Origin of the sequence: Streptomyces sp. NPDC007095 (genome assembly GCF_040634475.1) — a bacterium.
Taxonomy (GTDB): domain Bacteria; phylum Actinomycetota; class Actinomycetes; order Streptomycetales; family Streptomycetaceae; genus Streptomyces.
On sequence record NZ_JBEYFS010000179.1, the window covers coordinates 1 to 24,962 of the forward strand.

The 24,962-nt window shown below is 69.0% G+C and carries 28 protein-coding genes; 19 read left to right on the forward strand and 9 right to left on the reverse strand.

Features of this window, described 5'->3' with window-relative positions:
- Together ABZ656_RS42025 and ABZ656_RS42030 are read left to right on the forward strand one after the other, a co-directional pair.
- Window positions 1-1,100: hypothetical protein (locus ABZ656_RS42025; protein WP_360275663.1), on the forward strand; the 1,100-nt coding region annotated here is incomplete at its 5' end.
- Window positions 1,101-1,105: 5 nt separating this feature from the next.
- On the forward strand, window positions 1,106-2,413 hold the full coding sequence (locus ABZ656_RS42030) for a hypothetical protein (protein ID WP_101400361.1): 1,308 nt from the start codon (window positions 1,106-1,108) through the stop codon (window positions 2,411-2,413).
- A gap of 129 nt (window positions 2,414-2,542) precedes the next feature.
- Here the strand turns inward: ABZ656_RS42030 and ABZ656_RS42035 are convergent, their stop codons facing one another.
- Together ABZ656_RS42035 and mca are read right to left on the reverse strand one after the other, a co-directional pair.
- Window positions 2,543-2,821: a hypothetical protein gene (locus ABZ656_RS42035; protein WP_360275666.1), complete on the reverse strand. Its 279-nt coding sequence runs from the start codon at window positions 2,819-2,821 to the stop codon at window positions 2,543-2,545.
- Window positions 2,814-3,674: a mycothiol conjugate amidase Mca gene (mca, locus tag ABZ656_RS42040; protein WP_075032337.1), complete on the reverse strand. Its 861-nt coding sequence runs from the start codon at window positions 3,672-3,674 to the stop codon at window positions 2,814-2,816. Before mca ends, ABZ656_RS42035 begins: the two co-directional genes overlap by 8 nt.
- 159 nt (window positions 3,675-3,833) lie before the next feature.
- On the opposite strand from mca, the gene ABZ656_RS42045 reads away from it, so the two are divergent.
- The 4 genes from ABZ656_RS42045 (at window position 3,834) to ABZ656_RS42060 (ending at window position 6,713) form a co-directional block, all read left to right on the forward strand.
- Window positions 3,834-4,235, forward strand: coding sequence for a DUF4307 domain-containing protein (locus ABZ656_RS42045; RefSeq protein WP_101400359.1), 402 nt, complete (start codon window positions 3,834-3,836; stop codon window positions 4,233-4,235).
- A gap of 212 nt (window positions 4,236-4,447) precedes the next feature.
- Window positions 4,448-4,945 (forward strand): transcription elongation factor GreA, encoded by a 498-nt coding sequence (greA, locus tag ABZ656_RS42050; protein ID WP_054234773.1) that lies wholly within the window; start codon window positions 4,448-4,450, stop codon window positions 4,943-4,945.
- A 120-nt stretch (window positions 4,946-5,065) separates the two neighbouring features.
- The gene (locus ABZ656_RS42055; protein ID WP_360275671.1) at window positions 5,066-5,665 is read left to right on the forward strand and encodes a flavin reductase family protein; all 600 of its coding nucleotides are present in this window, start codon (window positions 5,066-5,068) and stop codon (window positions 5,663-5,665) included.
- 100 nt (window positions 5,666-5,765) lie between these two features.
- Window positions 5,766-6,713, forward strand: a complete 948-nt coding sequence (locus ABZ656_RS42060) for an NADP-dependent oxidoreductase (protein ID WP_101403711.1) — start codon at window positions 5,766-5,768, stop codon at window positions 6,711-6,713.
- A gap of 61 nt (window positions 6,714-6,774) precedes the next feature.
- On the opposite strand, the gene ABZ656_RS42065 is transcribed toward ABZ656_RS42060, so the two are convergent.
- The 3 genes from ABZ656_RS42065 to ABZ656_RS42075 all read right to left on the reverse strand — a co-directional run bounded on the left by ABZ656_RS42065 (window position 6,775) and on the right by ABZ656_RS42075 (window position 9,900).
- The gene (locus tag ABZ656_RS42065) at window positions 6,775-7,905 is read right to left on the reverse strand and encodes a catalase family protein (RefSeq protein ID WP_101400357.1); all 1,131 of its coding nucleotides are present in this window, start codon (window positions 7,903-7,905) and stop codon (window positions 6,775-6,777) included.
- A 54-nt stretch (window positions 7,906-7,959) separates the two neighbouring features.
- The gene (locus ABZ656_RS42070; RefSeq protein WP_360275675.1) at window positions 7,960-9,312 is read right to left on the reverse strand and encodes a Dyp-type peroxidase; all 1,353 of its coding nucleotides are present in this window, start codon (window positions 9,310-9,312) and stop codon (window positions 7,960-7,962) included.
- Between the two features lie 114 nt (window positions 9,313-9,426).
- Complete coding sequence (locus ABZ656_RS42075; protein ID WP_360275678.1) at window positions 9,427-9,900, reverse strand: hypothetical protein; 474 nt, start codon at window positions 9,898-9,900, stop codon at window positions 9,427-9,429.
- A gap of 846 nt (window positions 9,901-10,746) precedes the next feature.
- On the opposite strand from ABZ656_RS42075, the gene ABZ656_RS42080 reads away from it, so the two are divergent.
- On the forward strand, window positions 10,747-11,424 hold the full coding sequence (locus ABZ656_RS42080; protein ID WP_360275681.1) for a GAP family protein: 678 nt from the start codon (window positions 10,747-10,749) through the stop codon (window positions 11,422-11,424).
- 109 nt (window positions 11,425-11,533) lie between these two features.
- Here the strand turns inward: ABZ656_RS42080 and ABZ656_RS42085 are convergent, their stop codons facing one another.
- The 3 genes from ABZ656_RS42085 to ilvA form a co-directional block, all read right to left on the reverse strand.
- The gene (locus ABZ656_RS42085; RefSeq protein WP_101400353.1) at window positions 11,534-12,388 is read right to left on the reverse strand and encodes an ABC transporter permease; all 855 of its coding nucleotides are present in this window, start codon (window positions 12,386-12,388) and stop codon (window positions 11,534-11,536) included.
- Window positions 12,385-13,470, reverse strand: coding sequence for an ATP-binding cassette domain-containing protein (locus tag ABZ656_RS42090; protein ID WP_360275684.1), 1,086 nt, complete (start codon window positions 13,468-13,470; stop codon window positions 12,385-12,387). Before ABZ656_RS42090 ends, ABZ656_RS42085 begins: the two co-directional genes overlap by 4 nt.
- Before the next feature lie 217 nt (window positions 13,471-13,687).
- Complete coding sequence (gene ilvA, locus ABZ656_RS42095; RefSeq protein WP_101403710.1) at window positions 13,688-14,917, reverse strand: threonine ammonia-lyase; 1,230 nt, start codon at window positions 14,915-14,917, stop codon at window positions 13,688-13,690.
- Window positions 14,918-15,082: 165 nt separating this feature from the next.
- Between ilvA and ABZ656_RS42100 the strand changes: the two genes are divergently transcribed.
- From ABZ656_RS42100 to ABZ656_RS42110, 3 genes are all read left to right on the forward strand, one after another.
- Window positions 15,083-15,586, forward strand: coding sequence for a MarR family transcriptional regulator (locus ABZ656_RS42100; RefSeq protein WP_101400352.1), 504 nt, complete (start codon window positions 15,083-15,085; stop codon window positions 15,584-15,586).
- A gap of 216 nt (window positions 15,587-15,802) precedes the next feature.
- Entirely contained in the window at window positions 15,803-16,321 is a 519-nt protein-coding gene (locus tag ABZ656_RS42105) for a sigma factor-like helix-turn-helix DNA-binding protein (RefSeq protein ID WP_180362039.1), read from the forward strand.
- Window positions 16,322-16,419: 98 nt separating this feature from the next.
- The gene (locus tag ABZ656_RS42110) at window positions 16,420-16,668 is read left to right on the forward strand and encodes a hypothetical protein (RefSeq protein ID WP_101400351.1); all 249 of its coding nucleotides are present in this window, start codon (window positions 16,420-16,422) and stop codon (window positions 16,666-16,668) included.
- A gap of 22 nt (window positions 16,669-16,690) precedes the next feature.
- Here the strand turns inward: ABZ656_RS42110 and ABZ656_RS42115 are convergent, their stop codons facing one another.
- The gene (locus ABZ656_RS42115) at window positions 16,691-17,845 is read right to left on the reverse strand and encodes a cystathionine gamma-synthase (protein WP_101400350.1); all 1,155 of its coding nucleotides are present in this window, start codon (window positions 17,843-17,845) and stop codon (window positions 16,691-16,693) included.
- Between the two features lie 165 nt (window positions 17,846-18,010).
- Between ABZ656_RS42115 and ABZ656_RS42120 the strand changes: the two genes are divergently transcribed.
- The 9 genes from ABZ656_RS42120 (at window position 18,011) to ABZ656_RS42160 (ending at window position 24,764) form a co-directional block, all read left to right on the forward strand.
- Window positions 18,011-19,129: a hypothetical protein gene (locus ABZ656_RS42120; RefSeq protein WP_101400349.1), complete on the forward strand. Its 1,119-nt coding sequence runs from the start codon at window positions 18,011-18,013 to the stop codon at window positions 19,127-19,129.
- Window positions 19,130-19,221: 92 nt separating this feature from the next.
- Complete coding sequence (gene msrA, locus ABZ656_RS42125) at window positions 19,222-19,959, forward strand: peptide-methionine (S)-S-oxide reductase MsrA (protein ID WP_101400348.1); 738 nt, start codon at window positions 19,222-19,224, stop codon at window positions 19,957-19,959.
- Window positions 19,960-20,176: 217 nt separating this feature from the next.
- Complete coding sequence (locus ABZ656_RS42130; protein WP_075032348.1) at window positions 20,177-20,608, forward strand: WXG100 family type VII secretion target; 432 nt, start codon at window positions 20,177-20,179, stop codon at window positions 20,606-20,608.
- A 62-nt stretch (window positions 20,609-20,670) separates the two neighbouring features.
- On the forward strand, window positions 20,671-20,988 hold the full coding sequence (locus tag ABZ656_RS42135) for a WXG100 family type VII secretion target (protein WP_101400347.1): 318 nt from the start codon (window positions 20,671-20,673) through the stop codon (window positions 20,986-20,988).
- Window positions 20,989-21,026: 38 nt separating this feature from the next.
- Window positions 21,027-22,682 (forward strand): RNase A-like domain-containing protein, encoded by a 1,656-nt coding sequence (locus ABZ656_RS42140; RefSeq protein ID WP_101400346.1) that lies wholly within the window; start codon window positions 21,027-21,029, stop codon window positions 22,680-22,682.
- Between the two features lie 22 nt (window positions 22,683-22,704).
- Window positions 22,705-23,190, forward strand: coding sequence for a hypothetical protein (locus ABZ656_RS42145; protein ID WP_101400345.1), 486 nt, complete (start codon window positions 22,705-22,707; stop codon window positions 23,188-23,190).
- A 41-nt stretch (window positions 23,191-23,231) separates the two neighbouring features.
- Window positions 23,232-23,531 carry an RNase A-like domain-containing protein gene (locus ABZ656_RS42150; RefSeq protein ID WP_075032352.1) on the forward strand — a complete coding sequence of 100 codons (300 nt, stop codon included), beginning with the start codon at window positions 23,232-23,234 and terminating at the stop codon, window positions 23,529-23,531.
- 25 nt (window positions 23,532-23,556) lie between these two features.
- On the forward strand, window positions 23,557-24,231 hold the full coding sequence (locus tag ABZ656_RS42155) for a contact-dependent growth inhibition system immunity protein (protein WP_101400344.1): 675 nt from the start codon (window positions 23,557-23,559) through the stop codon (window positions 24,229-24,231).
- A 392-nt stretch (window positions 24,232-24,623) separates the two neighbouring features.
- Window positions 24,624-24,764, forward strand: coding sequence for a DUF4291 family protein (locus ABZ656_RS42160; RefSeq protein ID WP_360275694.1), 141 nt, complete (start codon window positions 24,624-24,626; stop codon window positions 24,762-24,764).
- Window positions 24,765-24,962: the final 198 nt, after the last annotated feature.

Here is a 24,962-nt window from a genome sequence, read left to right on the forward strand (position 1 = left end):
CTCGGTCGGGCGCCCCGGACCCGGACGCCCTCGCCGAGGCGCGTCGGCTGCACGAGCGCGCGGGCGACCGGCGCGGCGCCGCCTGGGCGCGCCTGTGGTGGACCGTGGCACGGGCGGACGAGCCCGGCTTTCCCTGGCAGGAGGAGTTCACGGACGTCCTGCGCCGCTTCCATGAGGTCTCCGACCGGCTCGGGACGGCATGGACACTCCACCACCACGCGCTGACCCTGGCCCGTACGGACGGGACGGACGGGACGGACAGGACGGACGGGACGGACAGGACGGACAGGACGGACGGCGCGGATCGAACGGGCGGGACGGATGAGCGTCGGCGTGAGGCGGACCGGCTGTTCGAGGGGGCCTTGGCGCACTTCGAAGAGGCGGACTGCCCGCACGGGCGGGCCTGGACCATGCTCGAGTACGCCCTCCGCTCCCCCGCCCACCGCTTCCTGAACGGCGAGTGGGCGGCCGAGATCCGCCATGTGTTCCACGGGATCGGCGACGAGGCGGGCGAGGCCTGGGTGGACCTCGCCGAAGCCGGACCGTCCCCGGGCGGCGAGCCACCGTACGAACTGGCCTGCCGCTACCCCGCCGCCCTGCTGGACACGCTCGGGTGGACCGAGGCCGGCGATCCGCTGATCCCGCGCGCGGCCCGTGACACCCAGCCCGAACCGCGTCCCGGCTTCCCGCGCCCCGGTGACCGCGACCGCCCGGACGACTCCAGGGCCCACGTCCGGCTGACCCTTCTCGACGACGTATCCGTCCCGGACGTGCCCGCCCGTATCGCCCTCCAGGTCGTACCCGGGCCGGGGCACCCCTGGTCCACCGCCCCGCTCCCCCCGCTCACGGCCCGCGCGGCCTCCCTCGGCCACGCGGAGATCGACCCTCCACACGGCGTCCCCGCCGACGGAGCGGAGTTCCGCTTCACCCCGCACCGCCCCGGCCCGCACCGGCTGCGCTTCACTGTCGAGGACCCGGCCACCGGGACCGTCCTCCAGCAGGTCGAGGCCGAGATCGACGTGGTCCCGTCCGATCCGGGGCCGCACCGGCCCACCGCGGCCACTCCCGCGCCCCGCCCCGCGTCCGCGCGGAGGGCCTGAGCCCGATGGCCCGTGAACTTCTCAGCCAGGTCGTCCAGGACCCCAGCCGCGGCTTCACCCGCCACCCGGCCCCCACCGTCCGTCACCCGGACCTGGTCCTCGCCCTCGACGCCGACGCCGACGACCACATCCGGGCCCGGATGTACGGCCCGGCCGCGCCCCCGTCCACGACCGAGCACGCCCTGAGGCTGAATGTGAAGCCGGCCGCCGTCACCGCCGCCGCGGCGCATCTGCGGGCGCTGTGGAAACGGGAGCTGGTCGACTTCCAGCCCGTGGACGAGCGTGGGATCCCGGCCGGGGGCCGCCCCCACTTCCCGTACGCCACCTGCCCGGATCTCACCGCCGAACCCCGGGAGGAACTGCGCGGGATCCTCGACGAGCTCGCCCGCCAGGGCTCCCACCTGCTGTACGGGGAACTGCTCGGCGACGGCGGCCGGGGCACCCGGCGCTTCGGCGAGATCCTGACCGGCGCGCTGAGGCGCGAGGAGCCGTTGCGCATCCGCGTCGACTCCGACCTGTTCCTGCCCTGGCCGATGCTCGCGCTGCCCGGGGACACCGCGAACAGGCCCGGTGGCCCCGGCAGCGACACCTTCCGCCGTTTCCTCGGCTACCGGCACCAGATCGAGCAGACCGGCGGCCACCATCCGCGCTTCCCGGTACCCGCCGACGACGAGCACGCCCGGCTGCCGCCCTCGTCACCGGTGGTGAGCCTGAACCACGACAAGGGCATCGATCCGGAGGGCGTCACCCGGGCCGCCGAGGTCGAAAGCGCCCTCGCCACCGGCACCGTCCGCGTCGAACGCGCCCTGTGCGACGAACTGCTGCGCGCCCTGCGCTCCGACGGGCTCGACGAGCAGCTGATGTACTTCTGGTGCCACGGGCACTTCAGACCCCTCGCCGACGACAGGGACCCCCTGTTCGTCCTGCGGTTGAGCGACGGCAAGGACATCGACGTCCCTGCGGTCCTCGCCGAGCGCGGCCCCGCCGAACCCCTGCTCCCGCAGCGCCCCTTGGTGTTCCTCAACGCCGGTTACGCCGGACTGCCCGCCACCGCCGAGCCGGCGCGCCTGGGCGGCGCGCTCATCGAGGCGGGCGCGGGCGGGGTGCTGGCGCCGCAGATCGAGATGCCGCAGCTGTTCGCCGCCGAGTACGCCCACGCGTACGTCACCCGCTATCTCGGCGGGCGGGAGTCCGCGGGCGAGATCGTCCACGGGCTCGCCCGGCACTTCGCCGACGCGTGGAGCAACCCGCTCGGCTTCGCGTACGCCCTGCAGTGCGGCATGGACAACAGGCTGGAGCGGGCCACGGTGTGACCACGCCGACGGCCGCCCCAGCATACGGAGGGACCCCTGCGTACGCAGAGACCCCTGCATACGAAAGGACGGTGCCGAGGGTGAGGGTGCGCACTCCGGCCACCCGCGGGCGGAGTGCGCACGCCAGGCTCAGCCCTTCGCGGGCGAGGCCTTCCCTCCGGGGCCGGAACCGGGGCCGCTCCCCTTGCCGGAGGCCGCCGCGGCGCCCTTCCCGGGCCGCTCCGGGTCCTCCTCGAAGGTGACTTTCCCCATGTGCCGGTTCATGGACTTCATCAGGCCCCACACCGCCAGGGCCAACGCCGCGAAGACGATGAAACCGAGGACGCCGGGGGTGACCTTGTTCTCGTCGACCTCCTTGGCCAGGGGAACGAGGTGCGTCAGTGCCAGGCTTGCGCTCATATCAGGCATTGTCGCGGATGCCCGCGAAGAGGTCGTCCTCGGGGAGGGAGGTGTCGACCAGAGAGGTGGCGAGCTCGTACTCCTCGGTCGGCCAGACCTCCTTCTGGATCTCCATGGGGACCTTGAACCAGCCGCCGTCGGGGTCGATCTGCGTGGCGTGCGCGATCAGCGCCTTGTCACGGATCTCGAAGAAGTCCGCGCACGGAACGTGTGTGGTCAGCGTGCGCTCGGTGCGCTCGAACTCGCTCCACCGCTTCAGCCAGTCCCCGTACGGCGACTCCAGACCGCGCTCCAGCAGCGCGTTGTGCAGCGCCTCGGTGCGGGGGCGGTTGAAGCCCTGGTTGTAGTAGAGCTTCTGCGGCTGGAACGCCGGGCCGTACTCGGACTCCGGGTACTTCTCGGTGTCCGTCGCCCCCTCGAACGCCACCATCGAGATCTTGTGGGTCATGATGTGGTCGGGGTGCGGATAACCACCGTTCTCGTCGTAGGTGGTGATCACCTGCGGACGGAACGAGCGGATCTGCCTGACCAGCTCTCCGGCCGCCTTGTCCACGTCCTCGAGCGCGAAGCAGCCCTCGGGCAGCGGCGGCAGCGGGTCACCCTCCGGAAGGCCGGAGTCCACGAATCCGAGCCACTCCTGCTTGATGCCGAGGATCTCGCGGGCCTCGTCCATCTCCTTCTTGCGTACCTCGTGGATGTGCTCCTCGATGTACTGGTCGCCCTGGAGCTTCGGGTTGAGGATGGAGCCGCGCTCCCCGCCCGTGCAGGTCACGACCAGCACGTCCACCCCCTCGGACACGTACTTCGCCATGGTGGCCGCGCCCTTGCTCGACTCGTCGTCGGGGTGGGCGTGCACGGCCATCAGTCGCAGCTGGTCAGTCAAGACTCGATCCTCAGTAAGTCGGCCGGTGAGGCCAGTCGGCAAGTCGGCGCCCGGCGTGTTTCGGCGTCATGGGCGGCTTCTATAGTGACGGAATCGGGGGACGAATAATTCCGGGACCCCGTCCCCGAGAGGACGATCATGAGCACGGCGAGCACACAGCTGCCCGAGGGCCGGTACGGCCGCTCCGAGGACGAGCGCGCGGACCGGAAACTCAAGGTCATCGGCACTGTGCTGGGGGTGGCCCTGCTCGCCCTGATGGGCTGGTTCGCGTACTACTACGTCTTCTCGAACAAGATCAGCGCCGAGGTGATCACCTTCAAGGCCGTCTCGGACAACGCGGTCGAGGTGCATCTGGAGGTACGCAAGGACGCGGGCGCCCACGGCTACTGCACACTGCGCTCACAGGCCGACGACGGCAGCGAGGTGGGCCGCGCGGACTTCCGTTTCGACCAGGACTCCCCCCGTATCGACAAGGTCGTCACGCTCCGTACCACCTCCCGCGGCGGCACGGCGGAGCTGCTCGGCTGCCACGCCGACTGACACCACCCGCTGTCGCCCCCCTGACACCGCCCGCCGCCTCCGGCCATCACGCGTGGTACCTACGCGCTGACCTGCGTTGACGTAATTCTGATGTCTTATGTCCTCCCCCTTCTGCCTGGGAATTGTTAGGCTCGTGGTTTCGCCCACCCGTGAAAGCACATTCTTCTGGGTAGGGCGATGCTTTGTATTCCCAGTACCTACGAGGAGCACCTGTGACCCAGACCAGCGAGAACGTCACCTGGCTGACCCAGGAGGCGTACAACCAGCTCAGGGCCGAGCTGGACTACCTGTCTGGTCCTGCGCGCACGGAGATCGCCGCCAAGATCGCGGCCGCGCGCGAGGAGGGCGACCTGCGCGAGAACGGCGGGTACCACGCGGCCAAGGAAGAGCAGGGCAAGCAGGAGCTCCGTGTGCGCCAGCTGACCCAGCTCCTGGAGAACGCCAAGGTGGGCGAGGCTCCCGCGGCGGACGGCATGGTCGCCCCCGGCATGGTCGTCACCATCGCCTTCGACGGCGACGAGGACGACACGCTGGACTTCCTGCTCGCCTCGCGCGAGTACGCCAGCGCCGACATCGAGACCTACTCGCCCCAGTCCCCCCTGGGCTCCGGCGTGAACGGCAAGAAGATCGGCGAGGACGCCCAGTACGAGCTGCCCAACGGCAAGCTCGCTTCGGTGAAGATCCTCAAGGCCGAGCCCTACAAGGGCTGAGCCGGGACCGACCACAGCGACGATGCCCCCGGCCACGCCGGGGGCATCGTCACACCCGCGTCACCACCGTCAGGCGTGCCGCGCCCCGTACACAGCGTGTGGAACTTGAGACTTGTCACCATGCGCATCGACTACGACCCCGAGGCCATGGGCGGGGCTGCCTTCTACAGGTTCATGACGTCGGTCGTCATCCCTCGTCCGATCGCGTGGATCTCCACCGTCACGTCGGACGGCTCCACCGAGAACCTCGCCCCGCACTCCTTCTTCAGCATCGCCAGTACCGACCCGCCGATCGTGCAGTTCACCTCGATCGGCCGCAAGGATTCTCTGCGCAATGTCGAGGACACCGGGGAGTTCGTCGTCAACTTCTCCTCCGAACCGCTGCTGGAGCTGATCAACTCGACTGCCACCGACTTCCCCCGGACGGTGAGCGAATTCGACGTCGCGGGAATCGACCGCGAACCAAGCCTGCGTGTACGGCCGCCCAGGGTGGCGGCCTCCCCCGTCGTCCTGGAGTGCCGTTCGCACACCACCCTGCGGATGGGCAACTCCACCCTCGTCTTCGGGCGGGTGCTCCACGCCGCAGTGAACGAGGAGTACGTCGTCGACGACCGGCCCAGCTCCGAACGTCTGCGTCCGCTCACCAAGCTCGGCGGCCACGAGTGGGGCACCCTGGGCGCGGTCGTGCACCTGAGCCGCATCCCCTACGAGGAGCCATAGCCCGGATAGCCGAGCGGCCGACTGTCGAGAGCGCGTTCCGTGAGCGACCCTGAAGAGGGGAGGCGGGCCGACTTCTTGGAGTGATCACGTCGTGAACACCATGCACGCCGTACGGGCCCACAGCCGTGGCGGACCCGAGCAGCTCGTGTACGAGATGGCGCCGCGTCCGCGGCCTGCACCGGGCGAGGTGCTCGTCGCCGTTCGGGCGGCTTCCATCACCTCGGACGAGCTCACCTGGGACGCCACCTGGACCGACCGCCTCGACGCGACGGGCAAGGACCGCACCCCCATCGTCCCCTCTCATGAGGTGTCCGGGGTCGTGTCCGAGCTCGGTCCCGGGGTCACCGCTGCGGCCGTGGGGGACGAGGTCTACGGGCTCATCCCGTTCACACGTGACGGTGCGGCCGCCGAGTACGTCAGCGTGCCGGTCGACGTTCTGGCGGCCAAACCGGCAGGGCTGGAACACGACAAGGCGGCGGCTGTTCCACTGGCGGCGCTCACCGCCTGGCAGGCGCTGGTGGACCACGCCGCTGTGAAGGCCGGACAGCATGTCCTGATCCTGGGCGGGGCGGGGGGCGTCGGCTCGTTCGCCGTACAGATAGCCTCCGCCCTCGGCCTGCAGGTCACCGCGACGGCGGCCGCACGGGACAGTGACTTCGTGACCGGCCTCGGCGCCCAACAGGTCCTGGACTACGCGGGCACCCGCTTCGAGGACCACGTCAAGGACGTCGATGCCGTACTGGACCTGGTGGGGGGCGAGACGCAGACACGGTCCTGGACCGTCCTGCGGCCAGGCGGTGTCCTCGTCAGCATCGTGTCGCCGCCGGATCCGAAGAAGGCGGCCGAGCACGGTGCCCACGGCGCGTTCTTCATCGTCGAGCCGAACCACGACGAACTGGATGCGATCACCCGGCTCATCGAGAACGGCCGACTCGCCCCGGTCGTGGACCGCGTCGTCGCACTGACCGACACGCGCAACGCGTATGAGGCGCTGCGCAGAAAGCATCGGCGGGGAAAAGTCGTCATCCATGTCGCGGCGATGAACTGAAGGGGACCGAGCCTCCCCTGGGAAGTGCCGAGGCACCGGCCGAAAGGCCGCCGAAGCGGCTTCACCGGGCCGGGCCGAGTACCTCGTCGGCGCTGCGCGGCTCTGTGCGCGGCTGCTGGTTGAGCTTGTGACGCACGATGGAGGATCGCCGGTAGACCTCCTTGCGGGACCGCATGATGTTGCCCAGGGGCGCGTGCTCGGCGGTGACCCGCCAGGGCGTGAAGGACAGAGCGTCCATCTTCTCCAGGTTTTCCTGGCCGGAGATGTCCTGCTGCGGCAACCGCAGTCTGGCCACCGTGACGGACGGCGAGAGCTGCTCGGGCCACTCCACGGTGGTGTCCTCCACCGGCATCCGCTCCAGGTCGGTGCAGAGTTGGACCTGGATGTCGAAGGCGTAGGGCCGCTCCTGCAGCTCGGCTTGCAGGGCCGGTCGGAAGACCTCCTGCGCGGAGGCCGGGTCGATGGTGCGCCGGACCACCGCGGCGGCGAAGGACGGATCGGGGGTGATGCGCACCTTGGCGATGTAGTCCCCGTGCCGGACCGCGCCCATCGTCCAGTAACTCGACAGCAGCAGGTTCGCCGGAGGGGTCTTCGACAGCCGCAGGAAGGCGAGGAACTCGTCCCACGCCCAGTTGTCCTGGTCCAGCGTTCCCTTTCCGGTCACGAAATCGGTGAAGAAACGACGCGCACCGGGTCGGCCCTGGGAGAAGTAGGCCGGCGCGTTCAGGAACAGTTCCTGGATGAACAGGTAGTGCTCGACTGTGTTGCAGAAGAAGATCGGCCCGTTGATGTTGGCGTAGTCGAAGGTGCCCGAGTCCGGTTCGTCTTCGAGCAGGGTCGGGCCGGGGATGTCGAACATCTTCAGCGCCAGTCCGGTGGCGGCGCCCAGTCGCGCGTCGGCTCCGGCGTGAGGCGAGCCGTTGGAGAAGCGGATGAGCGCATCGTGGGTTCCCGGAGTCGCGTAGATGCCTTGTGCGTACTCGGGCGCAAGCCCGTCCAGGATCTCCACTTCCCCCCGGACCAGCCCGTAGCCCTTGGCGTGGGCGTCGCGGAGGGCCCGGCCGGTGCCACCGGCCTCGACCGACTCGGCGATGTAGCTCTCGGTCTTTTCGATCACCGTCTGCACGTTCTGGTCGAAGTACGGGTCGTCGTCTTCGACGTCCGGCGTGTAGGGGACGAACTGTGCTGCCATGACGTCGACCTCTTCTCGAAGACCGTGGTGGGGCCTCAGGGGGAGGAACTGCCCTCAGTCCTCCAGTTCGGCGAGCCAGCGCAGGGCGCGCAGACCCGGCACGAAGCAGTACTCACCGCCCCGGGTCAGCACGAAGCTGGGCAGGTTCTGCAGGCGACGCCGGACCGGCTTCTCCGGAATGGTGACGCTGCCGGTTCCGCCGTGATGCCCGGCCACCGGGTCCTTCTCGCCGGGGTAGCCGATGAAGTTGCCGTCGTTGACCCACTCGGCCTTGATGAACTCAAACTGCCGTTCCAGGTGGGCGCCGATGAAGACTCCGACGAGGCCCCGGTCGGCGCCGTCGTCTTCCAGCACACCCTCGGGCAGCGGCGGGCCGTACGTGGTGCCGCGGCGGATGAGGCGGTGCATCCGTGCGTCGCCGATGATGGTGGAATCGCGGGGGTTGGTGCGCCGGATGTGCGCACCGGCGGGGCACCGGAAGCCGCGATCGTCGTTCTCCCGGTACAGGAAATTGTTGATGCGATGCGGATCGGCCGCCAGCTCCGGATCATCGTGTTCCGGCGCAAGCGTCAGTGGCGCCCCGCTGGGCCAGCGTCCGACCATCTTCGCCGCCAGGAGTGCCTCCTCCTCGGCGCTGGAGGTGTTCGCGCGCAGGTACTGCCGCCAGGCCGCCACGTTGGTGTGGACCTTGCGCACAGCCGCGTAGGTCCCGTTGCGCCCCAGCACATCGGGACTGGGCATGGGCGGCATGTTGCCGGTCTCGTCGGGGTAGCCGAGGATGAACTCGCCCGCCTTGATGGGGGCTTCCTGCGGGTTCGAGCCGGGGAGTCCGACGCCCTCGATGTTCGGATGGCTGATGCCGTCGCGGAAGCCGAAGGTGGTGCGCCCGGTCGGGAGCTGGTGGACGTCCTGCTGCCAGATCACCTGGACACCGGGCGTGTCCTCGTAGGCGACGCGGGCCCGCTCCAGCTCCTGGTCCAGCTGCGCCGCGTCGGAGGAGAGTGCGCTCAACGCGATGTGGACATCGCCCGTTCCGAACGGCGCCTCCCAGTGGGCCGGGGCACTCTCACCCACGTCACCGATCAGCTCCGCCCGGGCGGCCATGCCCTCACGAAACGCCCGCGGAAAGCTGTCCAGCGACTCCTGAGGCACGCCCAGGGCCCTCAGCCCCTGGTAGGTGAACGCCACAGCGACCCAGGCATCCTGGCTCCGGTCCGCGCCGGGCAGACCACCCGAGGTCACCGGGAGCAGCCGCCGCAGCAGAGCGCGCCCGGCATGGCGGTCGTCGACGCGCAGGAAGACGAACTTTCCCTCGTACGGCACGGGCCGTGGACGCAGTGCCCCGCTCTGGACGTCGTCGATCTCGACACCCACCCCGGCCGCGCTGCTGCTTGCCGCAGTGTTCATGATCGCCTGTGCCTCCATATCGGCCTCTGCATGGGCGGACCTGCAGCGGCCGACCCGCGCCCGACGCGGTCCACCGATGTCGGGTCGGCTCTGAGGGTTGGCTGTGTCCGGGTTCTAGGCCGCGGCTTCCTCCATCAGCTTCTGGAAGGCCGGCGTGGCCAGCAACTCGGCGTTCGCCGGGTTGTCCAGCGCCGCCCGGAATTCGGGGGTGTCCAGCACCGCCTCGAACGCCTCCTCCACGCGCTGGTCCTTGTAGATCTGCTGGACGGTCAGATCGGGATAGGCGCTGACGAAGACCCCCGCGGGCTCCTGCTGGGCGACGAACCAGTCCTTCACCCCTGGGTCGGTGACGCCGGGGAATCCTTCGCTGTGCGAGAAGACCTTGTCGAAGCGGGCCCCCACCACCGTCTGGGCGAAGTCGTCGATGTAGGTGTCCCAGGAGCCGTCGAAAACGCTGGCGAACATGAACCGGGTGTCGTTGTCGAAGATCACGTGCCGTGCGTCATGCAGGGTGCCGATCTGGCGTACCGCCGCATGGACGTTCTCGTCAGCCGCCGCGTCGGCCATCGCGGCGAGATCCTCACGCAACGCATCAGCATGGCCCGGCTTGATCTTGGTAAAGACGGTGAACTCGTTACAGACCCCATCCGACCTGCCCGGACGCTTGGGCTGAGCCGATTGGGCTGCACCTGTCGTCGCAGTCATCGTGAGATTCTCCTGCCACGGATCGGTCCGAGGGTCGCCAGGCGCTCGGACATGAGGCGCCATCGCCCTCGCCTCCAATCCTCACTCCACGCGCACCGCCTCGCACCCCCGACCATGGGTGTCGTCCAGCGCCAGGACGACACGTGATCGGCGTCTTCGTCCGGGGGTGAGGCAAGCCGCCTCGGGTGCCGAATGGCCGTCCAGTTCCGAGAAGGCGGCCATGCTGGCGGTCAGCCGACCAAGGCCAGGGCGCCCGAGTCCTGAGGAGCTCCCGAGGACAGATCCTGGAAGGCGCAGGAAGATGGAATCGGGAACTTGCCGAGTTGGCCGTCGTCACGTTCCCGGGCAGCCGCTTTCCCGGGGCCGTGCCGAGGAGTTCGCCGTTCATGGGGACCACTTCGGGGATGGGTGCGCCCCCGGCCTAGGTCCTGTCGTCAAATTCCCGTCGTCCGCCCGGAGGGCGGGCCCTGCGGCGTCAGGTGCGTGCTCTCGGCGTGCCGGGCACAGGCCCTCGTACTGGACGTGCTCGGGTCTGTGCCTGGTGCGGTGAGAGTGCGTGCATGGCGTCGCAGGGCAGACGGGAATTTGACGACAGGGCCCAGGGCCCCAGCAGGCATGCGTACGTACACGGCAGTCCCACAGTCGGCCGCTCAAGCGGTTCGGTCGCTCACTCCCGCCCAGCCTTGCTCAACTCGATCGCCGCCCTGACCCACCCACCAGGAGGTAATCATGGGCAAAGTTCTCGGTGATGTGCTGGGTCTTGCGGCCGGCGTCGCGATCAGCCCGCTCCCGATCATCGCCATCATCCTCATACTCGCCACGCCTCGGGGACGTCTCTACGGCCCCCTCTTCACCTTCGGCTGGATCCTGGGGCTCTCGGCACTGGGCGCGGTGATGCTGGCGATCGCTTCCCCCGCAAATGCCTCCGCCCACAATCACCCGGCCACCTGGGTGGGAGCCCTCAAGCTCGCGCTGGGCGTGCTCCTCGTCCTCTTCGGCGCCCGGCTGTGGCACCGGCGGCCGAAGGATGCCTCACAAGCCCAGCTGCCGAAGTGGATGGGCGCGATCGACCGCCTCACCCCGGTCAAGGTCTTCGGACTCGGCCTGGCCTTGGCCGCGCTCAACGCCAAGAACGCCCCGCTGACCATCGCCGCGGCCGCCTCCATCGGCTCAGCCGGACTGCCGGTCGGGCAGGAGATCGCATCGCTGGCGATCTTCGTCCTCATCGCCACCCTCGGCCTGCTGGCCCCACTGGGGGTCTTCCTGCTCGGAGGAGAGCGAGCCAGAACCACGCTCGGCAACTGGAAGGACTGGGCAGCCCAGCACAATGTCGCCGTGATGGGAGTCCTGTTCTTCGTTCTCGGGCTGAAGCTGCTCGGAGACGGCATCTCCATCCTCACCTCCTGACAGGCAATGACAGAGGCCCCGGCATCTGCCGGGGCCTCTGGTCCATCCTTGCCTGGTCAGGCTGCGCCTAGTCGGCGGCCATGCAGGGGGCGCAGCGAAGAAGCAGGAATCAAGCGTCTGCCCGGCGGTACTTGCGAACCGCGAGCGTTCGGAACACCACGACGATCAGCACGGACCACAGCAACGATGCCCACCCCGGGTGCTGCATGGGCCAGGCGTCCGGCACCGGATAGCCCGCCGGGAGGTTGCCGAAGAGCTGGCGGCAGGCCTGCACGGTGGCGCTGAACGGGTTCCAGTTCGCGATGGTCCGCAAGAACGTAGGCATGTTCTCCGACGGCACGAACGCGTTCGAGATGAACGTCAGCGGGAACAGCCAGATCAGGCCGCCGGAGGTGGCCGCCTCGGGGGTGCGTACGGACAGGCCGATCAGCGCGCCGATCCACGAGAACGCGTAGCCGAGCAGGAGCAGCAGGGCGAATCCGGCCAGCACCTTGCCGAAGTTCTCGTGCGTGCGCCAGCCGACCAGGACGGCGACGACCGCGAGGACCACCAGGGTGAGGGCCGTCTGCACCAGGTCGGCGAGGGTCCGGCCGGTCAGGACCGCGCCGCGCGCCATGGGCAGCGAGCGGAAGCGGTCGATGAGGCCCTTGTGCATGTCGTCGGCGATGCCCGCTCCGGCGCCCGCGGTGGCGAAGGTGACGGTCTGCGCGAAGATGCCCGCCATCAGGAACTCGCGGTATCCGGACGGGCTGAGGCCCGCACCCGGGACGTTGATCGAACCGCCGAACACATAGCTGAACAGCACCACGAACATAATGGGCTGGATCAGCCCAAAAATGACCATCTCGGGAATCCTGGTCATGCGGATCACGTTCCGCCGGGCGATGACCAGAGAGTCGCGCACGGACTGGACGACGGCGCCCTGGGGAGCCGTCGCGGGGACGGCGTCTGTCACGGCACTCACTTCGTGGCCTCCGTCTGCGCGGCTTCCGTCTGCGCGGTCTCGTTCTTCGCCGGGTCTTTCTTCGCGGGGTCTTTCTTCGCGGGGTCCACCTTCGGCTTGCGGCCCCTCGCGTCCCCCGCCGCCCCGCCCTCCTCGTCCTTCACCTCGGCGACATGGCCGGTCAGGGAGAGGAAGACGTCGTCGAGCGTGGGCCTGCGCAGCCCGATGTCGTCGATCTCGATGCCGCGGGAGTCCAGCTCGCGGATGACCTCCGCGAGGAGCTTCGCGCCGCCGGTGACGGGCACGGTGAGCTTGCGGGTGTGCTCCTCGACGGTCGTCTCGCCCTTGCCGAAGCCGCGGAGCACCTCCGAGGCCGTCGCTATGTGCTCACGCTCGTGCACGACGACCTCGACGCGCTCGCCGCCGGTCTGTGCCTTGAGCTGGTCGGCGGTGCCACGGGCGATCACACGGCCGTGGTCGACCACACAGATGTCGTGCGCGAGGTGGTCGGCCTCTTCCAGATACTGCGTGGTCAGCAACAGGGTCGTACCGCCGGAGACCAGCTGCTTGATGACCTCCCACAGCTGCTGCCGGTTGCGCGGGTCGAGGCCGGTCGTCGGCTCGTCCATGAACATCACCGGCGGTGAGACGACCAGCGCGGCGGCCAGGTCGAGCCGGCGGCGCATACCGCCTGAGTACGTCTTCGCGGGGCGGTCGGCGGCCTCCGTCAGGTTGAACTGCTCGAGGAGCTCGGCCGCGCGGACCTTCGCGGCCTTCGCCCTCATCTGGTAGAGCTGGCCGACCATCTGGAGGTTCTCGCGGCCGGTCAGGTACTCGTCGACGGCCGCGAACTGTCCGGAGAGGCCGACCCTGCGCCGTACCGCGTCGGGGTGCTTGAGCACGTCGACGCCCGCGACGACCGCCTTGCCGCTGTCGGGGCGCAGGAGGGTCGTCAGACAGCGGACGGCGGTCGTCTTGCCCGCGCCGTTCGGTCCCAGCAGGCCCAGGACGGTGCCTTCCGGGACATCGAGATCGACGCCGTCCAGAGCCCTTACGTCACCGAAGGTCTTCACCAGGCCTTCGGCATAGATGGCGCCTGGCATGTGAGTTCTCCACGTCGTTGGGGAATTTTCACGGTAACTTCTTACCTTTGCCCGTCTCGTCCCGCCTCACAGACTGCGACGGGCGCAGCGGGAGGCCGGGCGAGGACCGGGCGCGACACACACCGTAACGCGATGTATCGCGTCACTCAACAGATTTTTCCAAGCTTCGAGGACAGGGGTCCTGACCTCGAACGATGAATGTCAGTCGATCATTCGATCAGTCGATGACCGTGTAGCCGGCCTCGCGCAGGGCGCGGCCGACCTCGGCGCAGTGCTCCGGACCCTTCGTCTCCAGGTGCAGCTCGACCTCCACCTCCGTGAGCCCGAGCCGGGGATCGGTCCGTACGTGGCTCACATCGAGGACGTTAGCGTCCGCCACTGACAACACCCCGAGAAGTGTGGCCAGAGCACCGGGACGGTCCGTCAGCCGGAGCGTGACCGCGAGGTAGCGGCCGCTCGCGGCCATGCCGTGGCGCAGGATGCGCTGCAGCAGCAGCGGGTCCACGTTGCCGCCCGACAGCAGCGCGACGACCGGGCCCTCGAAGGTCCCGGGCTCGCTCAGCAACGCCGCGACGGGGCTGGCGCCCGCCGGTTCGACGACCAGCTTGGCCCGCTCCAGACAGAGCAGCAACGCGCTCGACAGGTGGCTCTCCGACACCGTGCGGACCTCGTCCACCAGCTCCTCGACGATCCGGAACGGCACATCGCCGGGCCGTCCGACCTTGATGCCGTCGGCCATCGTCGCCGGGTTGTCGATCGACACCGGGCGCCCGGCGGCCAGCGAGGGCGGATACGCCGCCGCGCCCGCCGCCTGCACGCCGATGATCCGTACATCGGGGCGCAGCGCCTTCACCGCGACCGCGATGCCCGCGGCCAGCCCTCCGCCGCCGATCCCGACGACGATCGTGCGCACCTCCGGGCACTGCTCCAGGATCTCCAGGCCGACCGTGCCCTGACCCGCGATGATGTCGGGGTGGTCGAAGGGGTGGATGAACACCGCGCCCGTCTCGGCCGCGTACTCCTGGGCGGCGGCCAGCGTCTCGTCGACCACCTGACCGTGCAGCCTCACCTCGGCGCCGTAGTCGCGGGTGGCCGCGACCTTCGGCAGCGGGGCGCCGGTCGGCATGAAGACCGTGGAGCGCACGCCGAGGAGCGAGGAGGCGAGGGCGACGCCCTGCGCGTGGTTGCCCGCGCTGGCCGCGACCACACCCGCGGCGCGCTCCTCCGGAAGCAGCCCCGCGATCCGCACATACGCGCCACGCAGCTTGAACGATCCGGTGCGCTGGAGGTTCTCGCACTTGAAGTGCACCGGGGCGCCCACCAGCTGGGACAGGTACCTGCTGCCCTCCATCGCGGTCATCCGCGCCACGCCCGTGAGCATCTTCTGGGCGCCTCGTACGTCGTCCAGAGTCACCCTGGGCAAGGAGTCGGCCGTGCTGTAGCTCATGACCACCAGTCTCGCAGTTCACACCCGAGGACTCCTGGTGTGACCACGGGCCGAGACCGGTTTTACTCAGCGTCGGTACGACCCGCGTCCGAGCCGCGTACCCTTTCCCCCAACCCAGCTCCCCACGCATGAATTGAGCCCCCGGCCATGCCCACAACACCAGAGATGTCGATGGACATGACGACCGTCGGTGACACCGGTCTTCTCGACACGCTTCAGCACGAGGTCGCATTGTTCGCGCGCCGTGCCGAACAGACCCGGCTCGGCGGGGTGGGGCAGGTCCGCAACTCCATGGACCGCGCCGCATACCTGCTGCTCAACCGTCTCGACAAGGAAGGCCCGATGGGCGTCAAGGCGCTCGCCGCGAGCATGGGCATCGACTCCTCGACGGTCACCCGGCAGGTGGCCCCGCTGGTCGACACCGGTCTCGTCAAGCGGACCTCGCACCCCGAGGACGGACGCGCCGTGGTGCTCCAACTGTCGCCGCGCGGGCAGTCCCGTCTCGACGAAGTGCGCTCCTCCAGGCGTCAGTTGATGGCCGAGCTGACCCACGACTGGGCGCCGGAGGAGCGCGAGGCCTTCTGCTCGCTCCTCACTCGCTTCAACAGCGCGCTCTCGTCCCGGATGGCCACGACGGGGGGCACGGCGGGGGAACAGCCGGCTTCCTGAGCCCCCCGCCGCCTTCCTGAGCCTTCACACGCGCGTGTGCTTGCGGCTTCACCCGCGCGTGTCTTTTCGGCTTCACACGTGTGTGCCCGCCGGACTCTTGACCGCGGGGCCGCGTCTGGCCTCATATGAGACCGGGTCCTTGTCGCACGCGGTGCGGCCCGTCGTACACGGCCGGACCCTTGGTTCCGTCAGGGTCGTCCTCGGGCGGGAGGCGTGGTGCGAGAACGGCGTGCGTTCCAAAGCGCCCGCCGGGCCCGGGAGTTCGAGGCGTTCGTCGCGGGCGCGGCAGGGCGGCTGCTGCATGCCGCCACACTGCTCACCGCGGAGCCGCCGAACGCCAATCCGCGCGCGCGGCGCCTGCTGACGCTGGCACTCGCCCACACGTACGCCTCCTGGGACCGGCTGCGCGGTGAGGACCCGTACGACCGGGCCCGCCAGCAGCTGGCCGTCCGCTTCGCGCGTGGGGCGTGGCACCAGTACGGGGCTCTGGGACGCTCCCGCCCATCTCCATCCCCATCCGGCTCCGGCTCCGTGGCCGTCCTGGCCCGGCTGACGCCCCAGGAGCGGCTGATCCTGGTCCTGAGGATGTACGAGGGGGTCGCCGAGGAACAGACCGCGGCCCTGCTCGGGCTCCCCGTGGAACGGGTCCGGGCGATCTGTGCCCGGGCGATGACGACACTGCTGCACCCGCCGCGCGGACCGGCACCGACCATGGCGAAGGTGGTGCCGTCATGAAGCACGGAGGTGCCGTCATGAAGCACGGAGGTGCCGTCATGAGGCTGGTGGTGCGGTCGTGAGGCTGGTGGTGCGGTCATGAGGCTGGTGGTGCGGTCGTGAACCTGCCCGAGCGCGAGGCGAACGTACGGCGGCTGCTGGAGCACAAGCAGCCCCCCGTGCCGCCCGACCTGTACGCGGACGTCGTGCGGCGCGGGAGCCGGATGCTGCGCCGCAGGACGCTGGCCCGGCGGGTGATGTGGCTGCTGCTGTTCGCCGCGGCCGTCGCCTTCGTGGTGTGGGCGTCGATGGCCCGTCCCTGGGTGGAGCCGCCTTCGCAGACGACCCCACCGCTGACGGGCTGGTGACCCCGAGGGGCCGGTGACGGGTTCAGCCGAGGGCCTGCTGCAGGTCCTGGAGCAGGTCGTCGACGTTCTCGATGCCTACGGAGAGGCGGACGAGGTCGGCGGGGACCTCCAGGGCCGAGCCGACGACGGACGCGTGCGTCATACGCCCGGGGTGCTCGATCAGGGACTCCACGCCGCCCAGGGACTCACCGAGGGTGAAGACCTCGGCGCGGTTGCAGACCTCGACGGCCGCTTCCTCGCCGCCCTCGACCTGGAAGGAGACCATGCCGCCGAACGTCCTCATCTGCTTGGCGGCGATCTCGTGACCGGGGTGCTCCGGGAGGCCCGGGTAGAGAACGCGGGTCACGCGCGCGTGCCGGGTGAGCATGTCGGCGACCTTGGTGGCGTTCTCGCTGTGCCGGTCCATGCGCACCGAGAGCGTCTTGGTGCCGCGCAGCACCAGCCAGGAGTCGAAGGGCCCGGCGACCGCGCCCATCGCGTTCTGGTGGTACGCCAGCTCCTCGCCGAGCGCCTGGTCGCCGACGATCAGCGCGCCGCCGACGACGTCCGAGTGGCCGCCCATGTACTTGGTCAGCGAGTGCACGACGACGTCCGCGCCGAGCGCGAGCGGCTGCTGCAGGTAGGGGGTGGCGAAGGTGTTGTCGACGACGAGCCGGGCGCCCGCCTCGCGCGCGATCTGCGCGACCGCGGCGATGTCGGTGATGCCGAGAAGCGGGTTGGAGGGGGTCTCCACCCACACGACCTTGGTCTTCGGCGTGAGGGCGGCGCGTACGGAGGCCGGGTCGCTGGTGTCGGCCACGGACCACTCGACGCCCCACCGCGAGACGACCTTCGCGAAGAGGCGGAACGTGCCGCCGTACGCGTCGTTCGGGATGACCACGTGGTCGCCGGGGCTGAGCAGCGTACGCAACAGGCAGTCCTCGGCCGCCAGTCCGGACGCGAACGCGAGGCCGCGACGACCGCCCTCCAGGGCGGCGAGGTTCTCTTCCAGGGCGGTCCTGGTGGGGTTGGCGCTGCGGCTGTACTCGTAACCGCCGCGCAGCCCTCCGACGCCGTCCTGCTTGTAGGTCGAGACCTGGTAGATCGGCGGGACGACCGCGCCGGTGAGGGGATCGGCGGTGTTGCCCGCGTGGATCGCGAGGGTCTCGAAGTGCTGACTGATGTGCCTGTCGCTCATGGGTCCCGAGCGTAGTGCGCCCGCGGGGCTGATGGTGGCTCACGGCCTGTGCGCGGCGCCTCGTGGCCCGCACGGCGGCACCTCGTGGTCCGCGCGGGCGGCCGGGACCGGACCGGAACCGGACCGGGTTGGCCAATTGTCGGACCCGTCTGGTTCGCTTGAGGCATGGAGATTCTCTGGGTCCTGATGGCGCTGGCCATGTTCAGCCTGGTCCTGCTGCCGGTCCTCAGGCGCAGGCGCACCGGCATTCAGCTGGTCTCGCCCGGCGACCCGGACGCGGCGGACCCGGAGAACTACGGATTCCTGCGTCAGGAGGAGCTGGACATCCGCATGCCCGGGCCGGACGGGGACCTCCTGGACGTCCTGGACCTGGTGCAGCGCACACAGGACTACCAAGCGGCCTCGCAGCTCCTGGCGGGCACGGAGATCTCGGGCGAGACGCGCTGGCAGCGGGTGCAGGCCTTCGCCGGCGCCGCCTCCCTGGAGCTGCAGCAGCGCCCGGGCGGGGTCAGCGAGACGCCGGGCGGGCAGTGGCTGCGGGTGTGGCGGGCCGAGAAGCCCAAGGACGCGGGCGGCGCGGCGGTGCACGCGGAGTTCCTGGTGCAGCAGGCGTGGCGGACGTCGACACCGGGGACGGACGAGTTCCGGATCATCATGGAGGAGGCGAGGACGGCATGCGGCGAGGCGGCCCTGCTCTCCCCCGGTGACCCGATCCCGTACATCATCGAACTGTCGGTGGCCCGCGGACTCGCCTACTCCCGGCCTGAGTTCGAGGCGCTCTGGCTGAAGATCCTGGACCGCGCGCCGGCCCACATGGGCGCGCATCTGGCGGCCCTGCACTACTGGTGCGAGAAGTGGCACGGCTCGCGGGAGGTGGCGTACTCCTTCGCGGAGGCCGCGGCGGCCCGCGCCCCTCAGGGCTCCCTGCTGGCCGCCATGCCGCTCTTCGCGGTCTTCGAGCACCTCCCCGAGGTGAACCTGGTCCGCGGCTTCTACCAGAGCGAGGTCGTCACCAAGGCGGTCCACGGCGCGCTCTACGCGGTGCACGCGGCCCGCCCCGACGACCCGATGCTGGCGCACGTGCGCCATCTCCTGGTGCTCTTCCTGGTCCGCGGCGAGCGCTGGGCGGAGGCCATGAACCAGCTGGTGCACGTGGACGGCCACGTCGGCGCCCTCCCCTGGACCCTCACACCCGACCCGGCGGCTGACTACGCGCTCTACCGCGCCCTGGCGGTGGCTGGCTACGAGGCGAACGGCGGAACGCCGGCGTCACTGCCCCGCTGAGGACGTACGGGCCCCGGAATCACGACCGGGGCTCACACGTTGAAGGCACCACGGCGCCCCGGCCCCGTGCCCCTGTGACCCGTGGAGACCGCATGTTCCTGCACAGCCGTACCCCTCAGCTCCCGACCGCCGAACAGGCACTGCGCGGCCGCCCGGGGCCGATCTTCACGGTCTCCGACCGGCACACCGTCCTCGGCAACCCCCTCCTCGGCCCCTACCCCGAGGGCCTGGAGATCGCCGACTTCGGCATGGGCTGTTTCTGGGGCGCCGAGCGCAAGTTCTGGCAGCTCCCGACAGGCGTGTACACGACCCTGGTCGGCTACCAGGGCGGCTTCACCGAGCACCCCACCTACGAGGAGGTCTGCTCGGGCCTGACCGGCCACACGGAGGTCGTCCGCGTGGTCCACGACCCCGGCCTCATCTCCTACGAGCGTCTCCTCCAGGTCTTCTGGGAGTCCCACAACCCGACCCAGGGCTTCCGCCAGGGCAACGACGTCGGCACCCAGTACCGCTCCGCCGTCTACACCCACACCCCCGCCCAGGCAGCCACCGCGGCCTCCTCCCGCGCCGCCTACCAGAAGGTCCTGACCTCCTCCGGCTACGGCACCATCACCACCGAACTCCTCCCCGCGGAAGGCCGCACCTTCTACCCGGCGGAGGACTACCACCAGCAGTACCTTTCAGGCAGCAAAAACCCGGACGGGTACTGCGGGCTGGGCGGGACGGGGGTCAAGCTAAGTACCCCGTTCGGGACCAACTGGGGAGCGTCCTGCCCGACGGGTATCGCTTCGGCGCCGGGAGGTACCGGAGGAGTAACTGGACCGGCCTGAGCTTCCGTCCAACCGGCCGTGGCATCGATCACCGATCGCATGACACCACGGCCGCGTGGGTTGCGACGTACCTGACCGGCGTAGCGTCTGCCAAGACCTGAGCGCGCCGCTGTCTGTCGTCTCGCTCTGTTCCCCCGTACATCCGTTACTGGTGCCCCTTCCGTAAGATCCTTAAGTCTGTTGGGACACAAGATGCCGACCAGTCGGGGGATGCGACATGGGAGTAACCGACGCAAGCGCGGACGAGGGAGGCGGCCCCGATCTGCGTGTGTCGTCGAAGGGCCTGACGAAGCTCGCCGGTGACCTCGGCGACATGCAGGACCATCTCGACAAGCAGGTCAAGCGCATGGACGCGATCGTCGACCGCATCGAGGCCGGCTGGCGCGGCCCAGCGGGCACCGCGTACCGGGAGTTCCACCGGGCGGCCACCGAGGACGCCGTACGCATCCGTGAAGTGATGAAGCTGCTGGAGGGGGCCGTAAGGCTGAGCCGGGACGGGTTCAGCGAACACGACCTGGAGGTGCTCGAACAGATGCAGCGCATCCAGGTGGACATCAACAGCGAAGTCGGCAAGCTCTCCACGCCGAACCCGGAGATCGGGACGGGCGGTGCTCCGTCACCACCGCGCAGCAGCCTCGACTCCTTCTGACCTGAGCAGCCGCACACCAGGCACTCGCTTCGCACGCCCAGTTGCCGACACCAAGGGGGATCATGTCGACCAGGCCCGCCGCCGACGACGGCCGCATAACCATCTCCTTCTCCACCCTCCACGAACTCGCCACCGAACTGGAGGACATCCTCAAGCAGCTCAACGACAAGCTGGAGGGCCTATACGAGCGTGTCCAGCCCGTCGTCCTGTCGTGGAAGGGTGAGGCCCGCGAGGTCTTCGTCCAGAAACTCAACGACTGGAACCGCTCCGCACAGGACCTGCAGGCAGCCCAGAAGTGGCTCCACGCCTACGTCGTCACCGGCCACGCCAACTACGCGGCAGCACACCGAGCAGTGCTGCGCGGTTGGGGAGCCGCTTGATGGCCACTCCGCCGGCCCCCCAGAGCGGAACGATCGACGTGACCCCGTCCGTCCTGTACGGGGTCTCGACAGGTGTGGCCGGGCAGCAGGACCCCCTGGACCGGGGCATCAATTCGTTCCTCGACGAACTGGCCCGGTACCCCGACGGCGGCGGCAGAGGGTCGGCCATGAAGGACTTCACGACCGCCTACCTGCAAATCGCCGACAGGTTCCTCGAGGTATGGGCCAAGTCCGTGGTGAGCGTCGGCGGCGCCGCGGTCGGCTTCACGACCACTGCGAACAACTACGCGGCGGCCGACGCCGCCACACACCCCTCTCCGGCAGGGCACACGACGCACCGGCCCATCCCCCATGTCATCACCACACCCCCGAAATACGGTCCTGTCACGGACTTCAAGTGGGGGGACATCGACGCCGGCCAGGACTGGATGCAGGAGGCCCTGGAAGGCCTGGAGGCCGCGGTCCTGGCCGTCATGCGGCCTTTGCTGGAGCACGAGTGCCGCTGGGGCAAAGCGGCGACGATCCTGCCGTTGCCCAACCACCTGCGCCTGTACTCGATCTCCCAGACATGGCGGATGCCGCAGACCACGCTCGGCATGGTGGACGGAACGCTCACGGGCCTCATCGGCACCATCACGGACCAGACCAATCAGGACTGGTACAACGCGATGCGCACGTTCTGCAGCACGTTGTGGGGAACCTCCGCCTGGGGCAAAACCCGCGAGGGACACGACTGGTCCAATGACGACGCCACGAAGAGGGGGACCAGCCACCCCGTCTTCGCCGTCCTGTTCGACACGTGCGACGCCGTGGTCGACGCGGTCTATGCCGTCGCCAAGGCGGCCGAAGACGTCAGACACGATGTGCACCGGATCTACCGCCAAGCCGTCATCGACAGTCTCAAGCAACTCGATCCCAGAAATTTGGACGTCACGGACGCAAAGAGCCTGGTGAAAGGATTGTGGGAAGCGGGCAAGGGCCTGGTCACGGACCTCTCGGTCGGCATCGTGCTGGACATCGACGAGGGCGCCCTGAACGACGCCGTGTCGGCCTACAACAACCGCGTCCACCGCCAGGCCCATGCAATCAAGTCACTGCTGCCGGCCCTGGACGAGGCTTACACGAGCGCACCGACCTTCAATGCCGAGTCGGCCAGGGCCGAGGCGTTCGGTGCGCGGGCCCTGACCGATTTCAAGGGAAACCCGCTGTACACGGTGCCGGGGGACAGCGAAGCCAACCACGTGTATCCGATCGACCTGGCGAATCAGGAGGGAGTCCACAGGAGCCACATCATCGACAAACACGTGGGCAAGACCGATGAGCAGCTCGCGCAGCGACTCAGGGATCAGCCGACGATCGACGCCGCTTCCACTTTCACCGATCTGACCTCCGCGCAGAAATACACACAAGACGCGCTGGAATATGTGGGACCGCCTGCTAATTCAGGTCAGCAGAACGCAGGCGTTGACAATCAGGAAAAGATCAAGAGGTGGCTTTCCAGGCCGCGTAGCGACAGTTCGATTCTGGCTCTAGATCCGGTTGGGTTCAATTCTGCGACCGGGCGTACCGTTGAGGCGGGGAACCCTCAGGCAAGTGCGGCGCAGGATACACACACAGTGAAGGTCGTACTTAAATATAAGAATGGCCTTCACCCGCCCTATGTGGTCTATACGTCCATGCCGACGCTGCCGTGAGCACACCGTGGGAGGATCTGTGATGGAGAGGAAGACGGGCCTGCCCGCCTGCGTGCAGGGGCGTTTCGACGAACGTCGGTCATTCGCCGCGCTCGTAGCACGCAAAGGCGCGGACTGGCATGACACCGTCATGGACACGATCCAGGAGCATCCCGTGCTCCGGCAGGTCGACCGCACGGAGTTGCGAGACGGCATCCTGCAGGTTGCACCCCACAAAGCCCTGGATCTGGCCGGTCTGATTTCGGTCGGATCTCTTTTGTACGGCCCTCTGAAATCCCTTCGCACACCGGATGTGGAACGCGACGCCTGTCTGCGGGACGTCCTGAACGCCGTGGGGAATGACGCACGTTTCTTCACCAATCATGGGCACGCGGAAGACGGCGAAGAGGCCGACTTCCTGGCCTCGTCCTTTCACGCCAATGCCCTTGCCGGCACCACCATCGACATCTGTCTCATCGGGGTGTCGGATGAGAACGTCCTGGTGCTCTGGCGCTTCGAGGACGACTAGCCAATCGCTGCCCCCACAGCTTCCAGGAGAGGACACCGAAGGTGCGCACCCGTTCCGCCACCTACCCCGACCGCGAGACCGCCCAGTGGGCCACCCAGCAGGTAGTCACCGTCAACGAGCAGGCCATCCATCGCTGGCTGGCCCAGTCCACGCGCCCGCGCCTGACCATCGAGGCGTCCTGGCCGTCCCGGCCCGAGCCGGCCGGACGCGTCCTTCTGCAGGCGATGATGCTGGCCGGGCGGGAGCCTGTCGATGTCCGGGCGGCCCGCGTGGTCCTCAAGCGGGACACCTCCCGCCCCCACGGCTTCACCGTTCACGCCACCTTCCCCATTTACCTGTAGAGACGACCCGTAGAGGCTGACCACCGTGCCCCTGAGCCCCCTCGAACACGACCGCCGCTACGGCGAACTCGACCAGGTAATCCGCGCCTACACCGGGCAGCCGGCCGACGACACCCCGGACGAGGCCAGTCAAGCCCTGACTGCTTATCTCCGGCAGACCTGGCACAGGCGACCGTGGGCTCTCGCCATCGCCGAGCGACAGTTGCGGGACTACGCCGAGAATCCTCCGGGGCGCCTGCGGCTGCGCCTCGGGGAGTTCTACGCGATCCCCGACGTCGGCCTGCCCGAAGACGAGATCCGGCAGTGGCTGCACTGCCTCGCCGATCACCTGAAGTACAGCATCGAGGAGGGCGAGGTCCCGCCCCTGGACACTCCCGCCACCCACTGGGAATGGCGCGCCCGCTTCCCCGAGCTGGGCCAGTTCCTCGGAGGCTGGTTCTCGCAGGACATGCCGGACGAGTTCAACGACCACGACGCGGCCATCGACGACTACCGAACCTCCACCGACCCCCATCTCGTCGCCCGGCTCGTCGGCGAGCTGCACGAACTCCTCACGCTCGACCTCGACGAGTCCGACTACGCCCTCGCCGTCGCCGAGCTGGGCATGGAGGTCGACCCTCCGGCACCGTATTCACCCAGGGGCTGGCTCGCACTCGTCGCCGACCGACTCACCGGCCCACAGGCCAAGTACGGGTCCTGAGCAGGAACCGATGAGTCGACGTGACATGGTGTCGCCCGCTTGCTCGCCCACCCCACGAGGTGAGCGACGGGTCACATGGCACAACAGGCTCGCCGGAACCGGCGTGTCCTGCCCGGTCGGCGTTGCCAGGGCCGAAGGCTGACGTCGCCGAGCGGGCTTCAGAACCTACGCGCGCAGGGTGCGCGACGAGCAGTTGCCACTCGCCCGACGTCACACGGCCCTGAGGTGTGCCGTCGGGCGCTACTGTCCGCTCGGCTTCAACCCGACCTGGGCGTACCTTGCTGCGACGGCTCTCTGTGAAGGGGCTCGGTGTGGACGCGGAGACTGAGGGGGACCATCTGGATACGCCCTAGACGTATCTCGCCGAGTGGACGATCGGGCGTGAGGACGTCGTGCTCAACCGGGTTATCACCGTCTACCAGGCGTACTCTCCGGAGATCAGCCTGCCCGCCGTCCGCGAGGGCCGTTTCCTCGCCACGAACTCGCGCTCGACGCCGAGCAACTGCTGGATGAAGCGCTCCGTTTGCTCGTAGCGTCCCTCGCCGAAGCAGTGGCCGCGGATGATGTCGTCCGCATCGACGAAGTAGGGCGCCGACCGGTAATGGTTGCCGAAGGCGCTCCAGACTCCGCAGTCGTTGTCGATCACAACCGGGTAGTACGCACGCCTCGGGGCGTGCCACATCCCGTAGGGCCGCGCCTCGGGCAGGCCGCGCTTTCGACAACGATGTCGG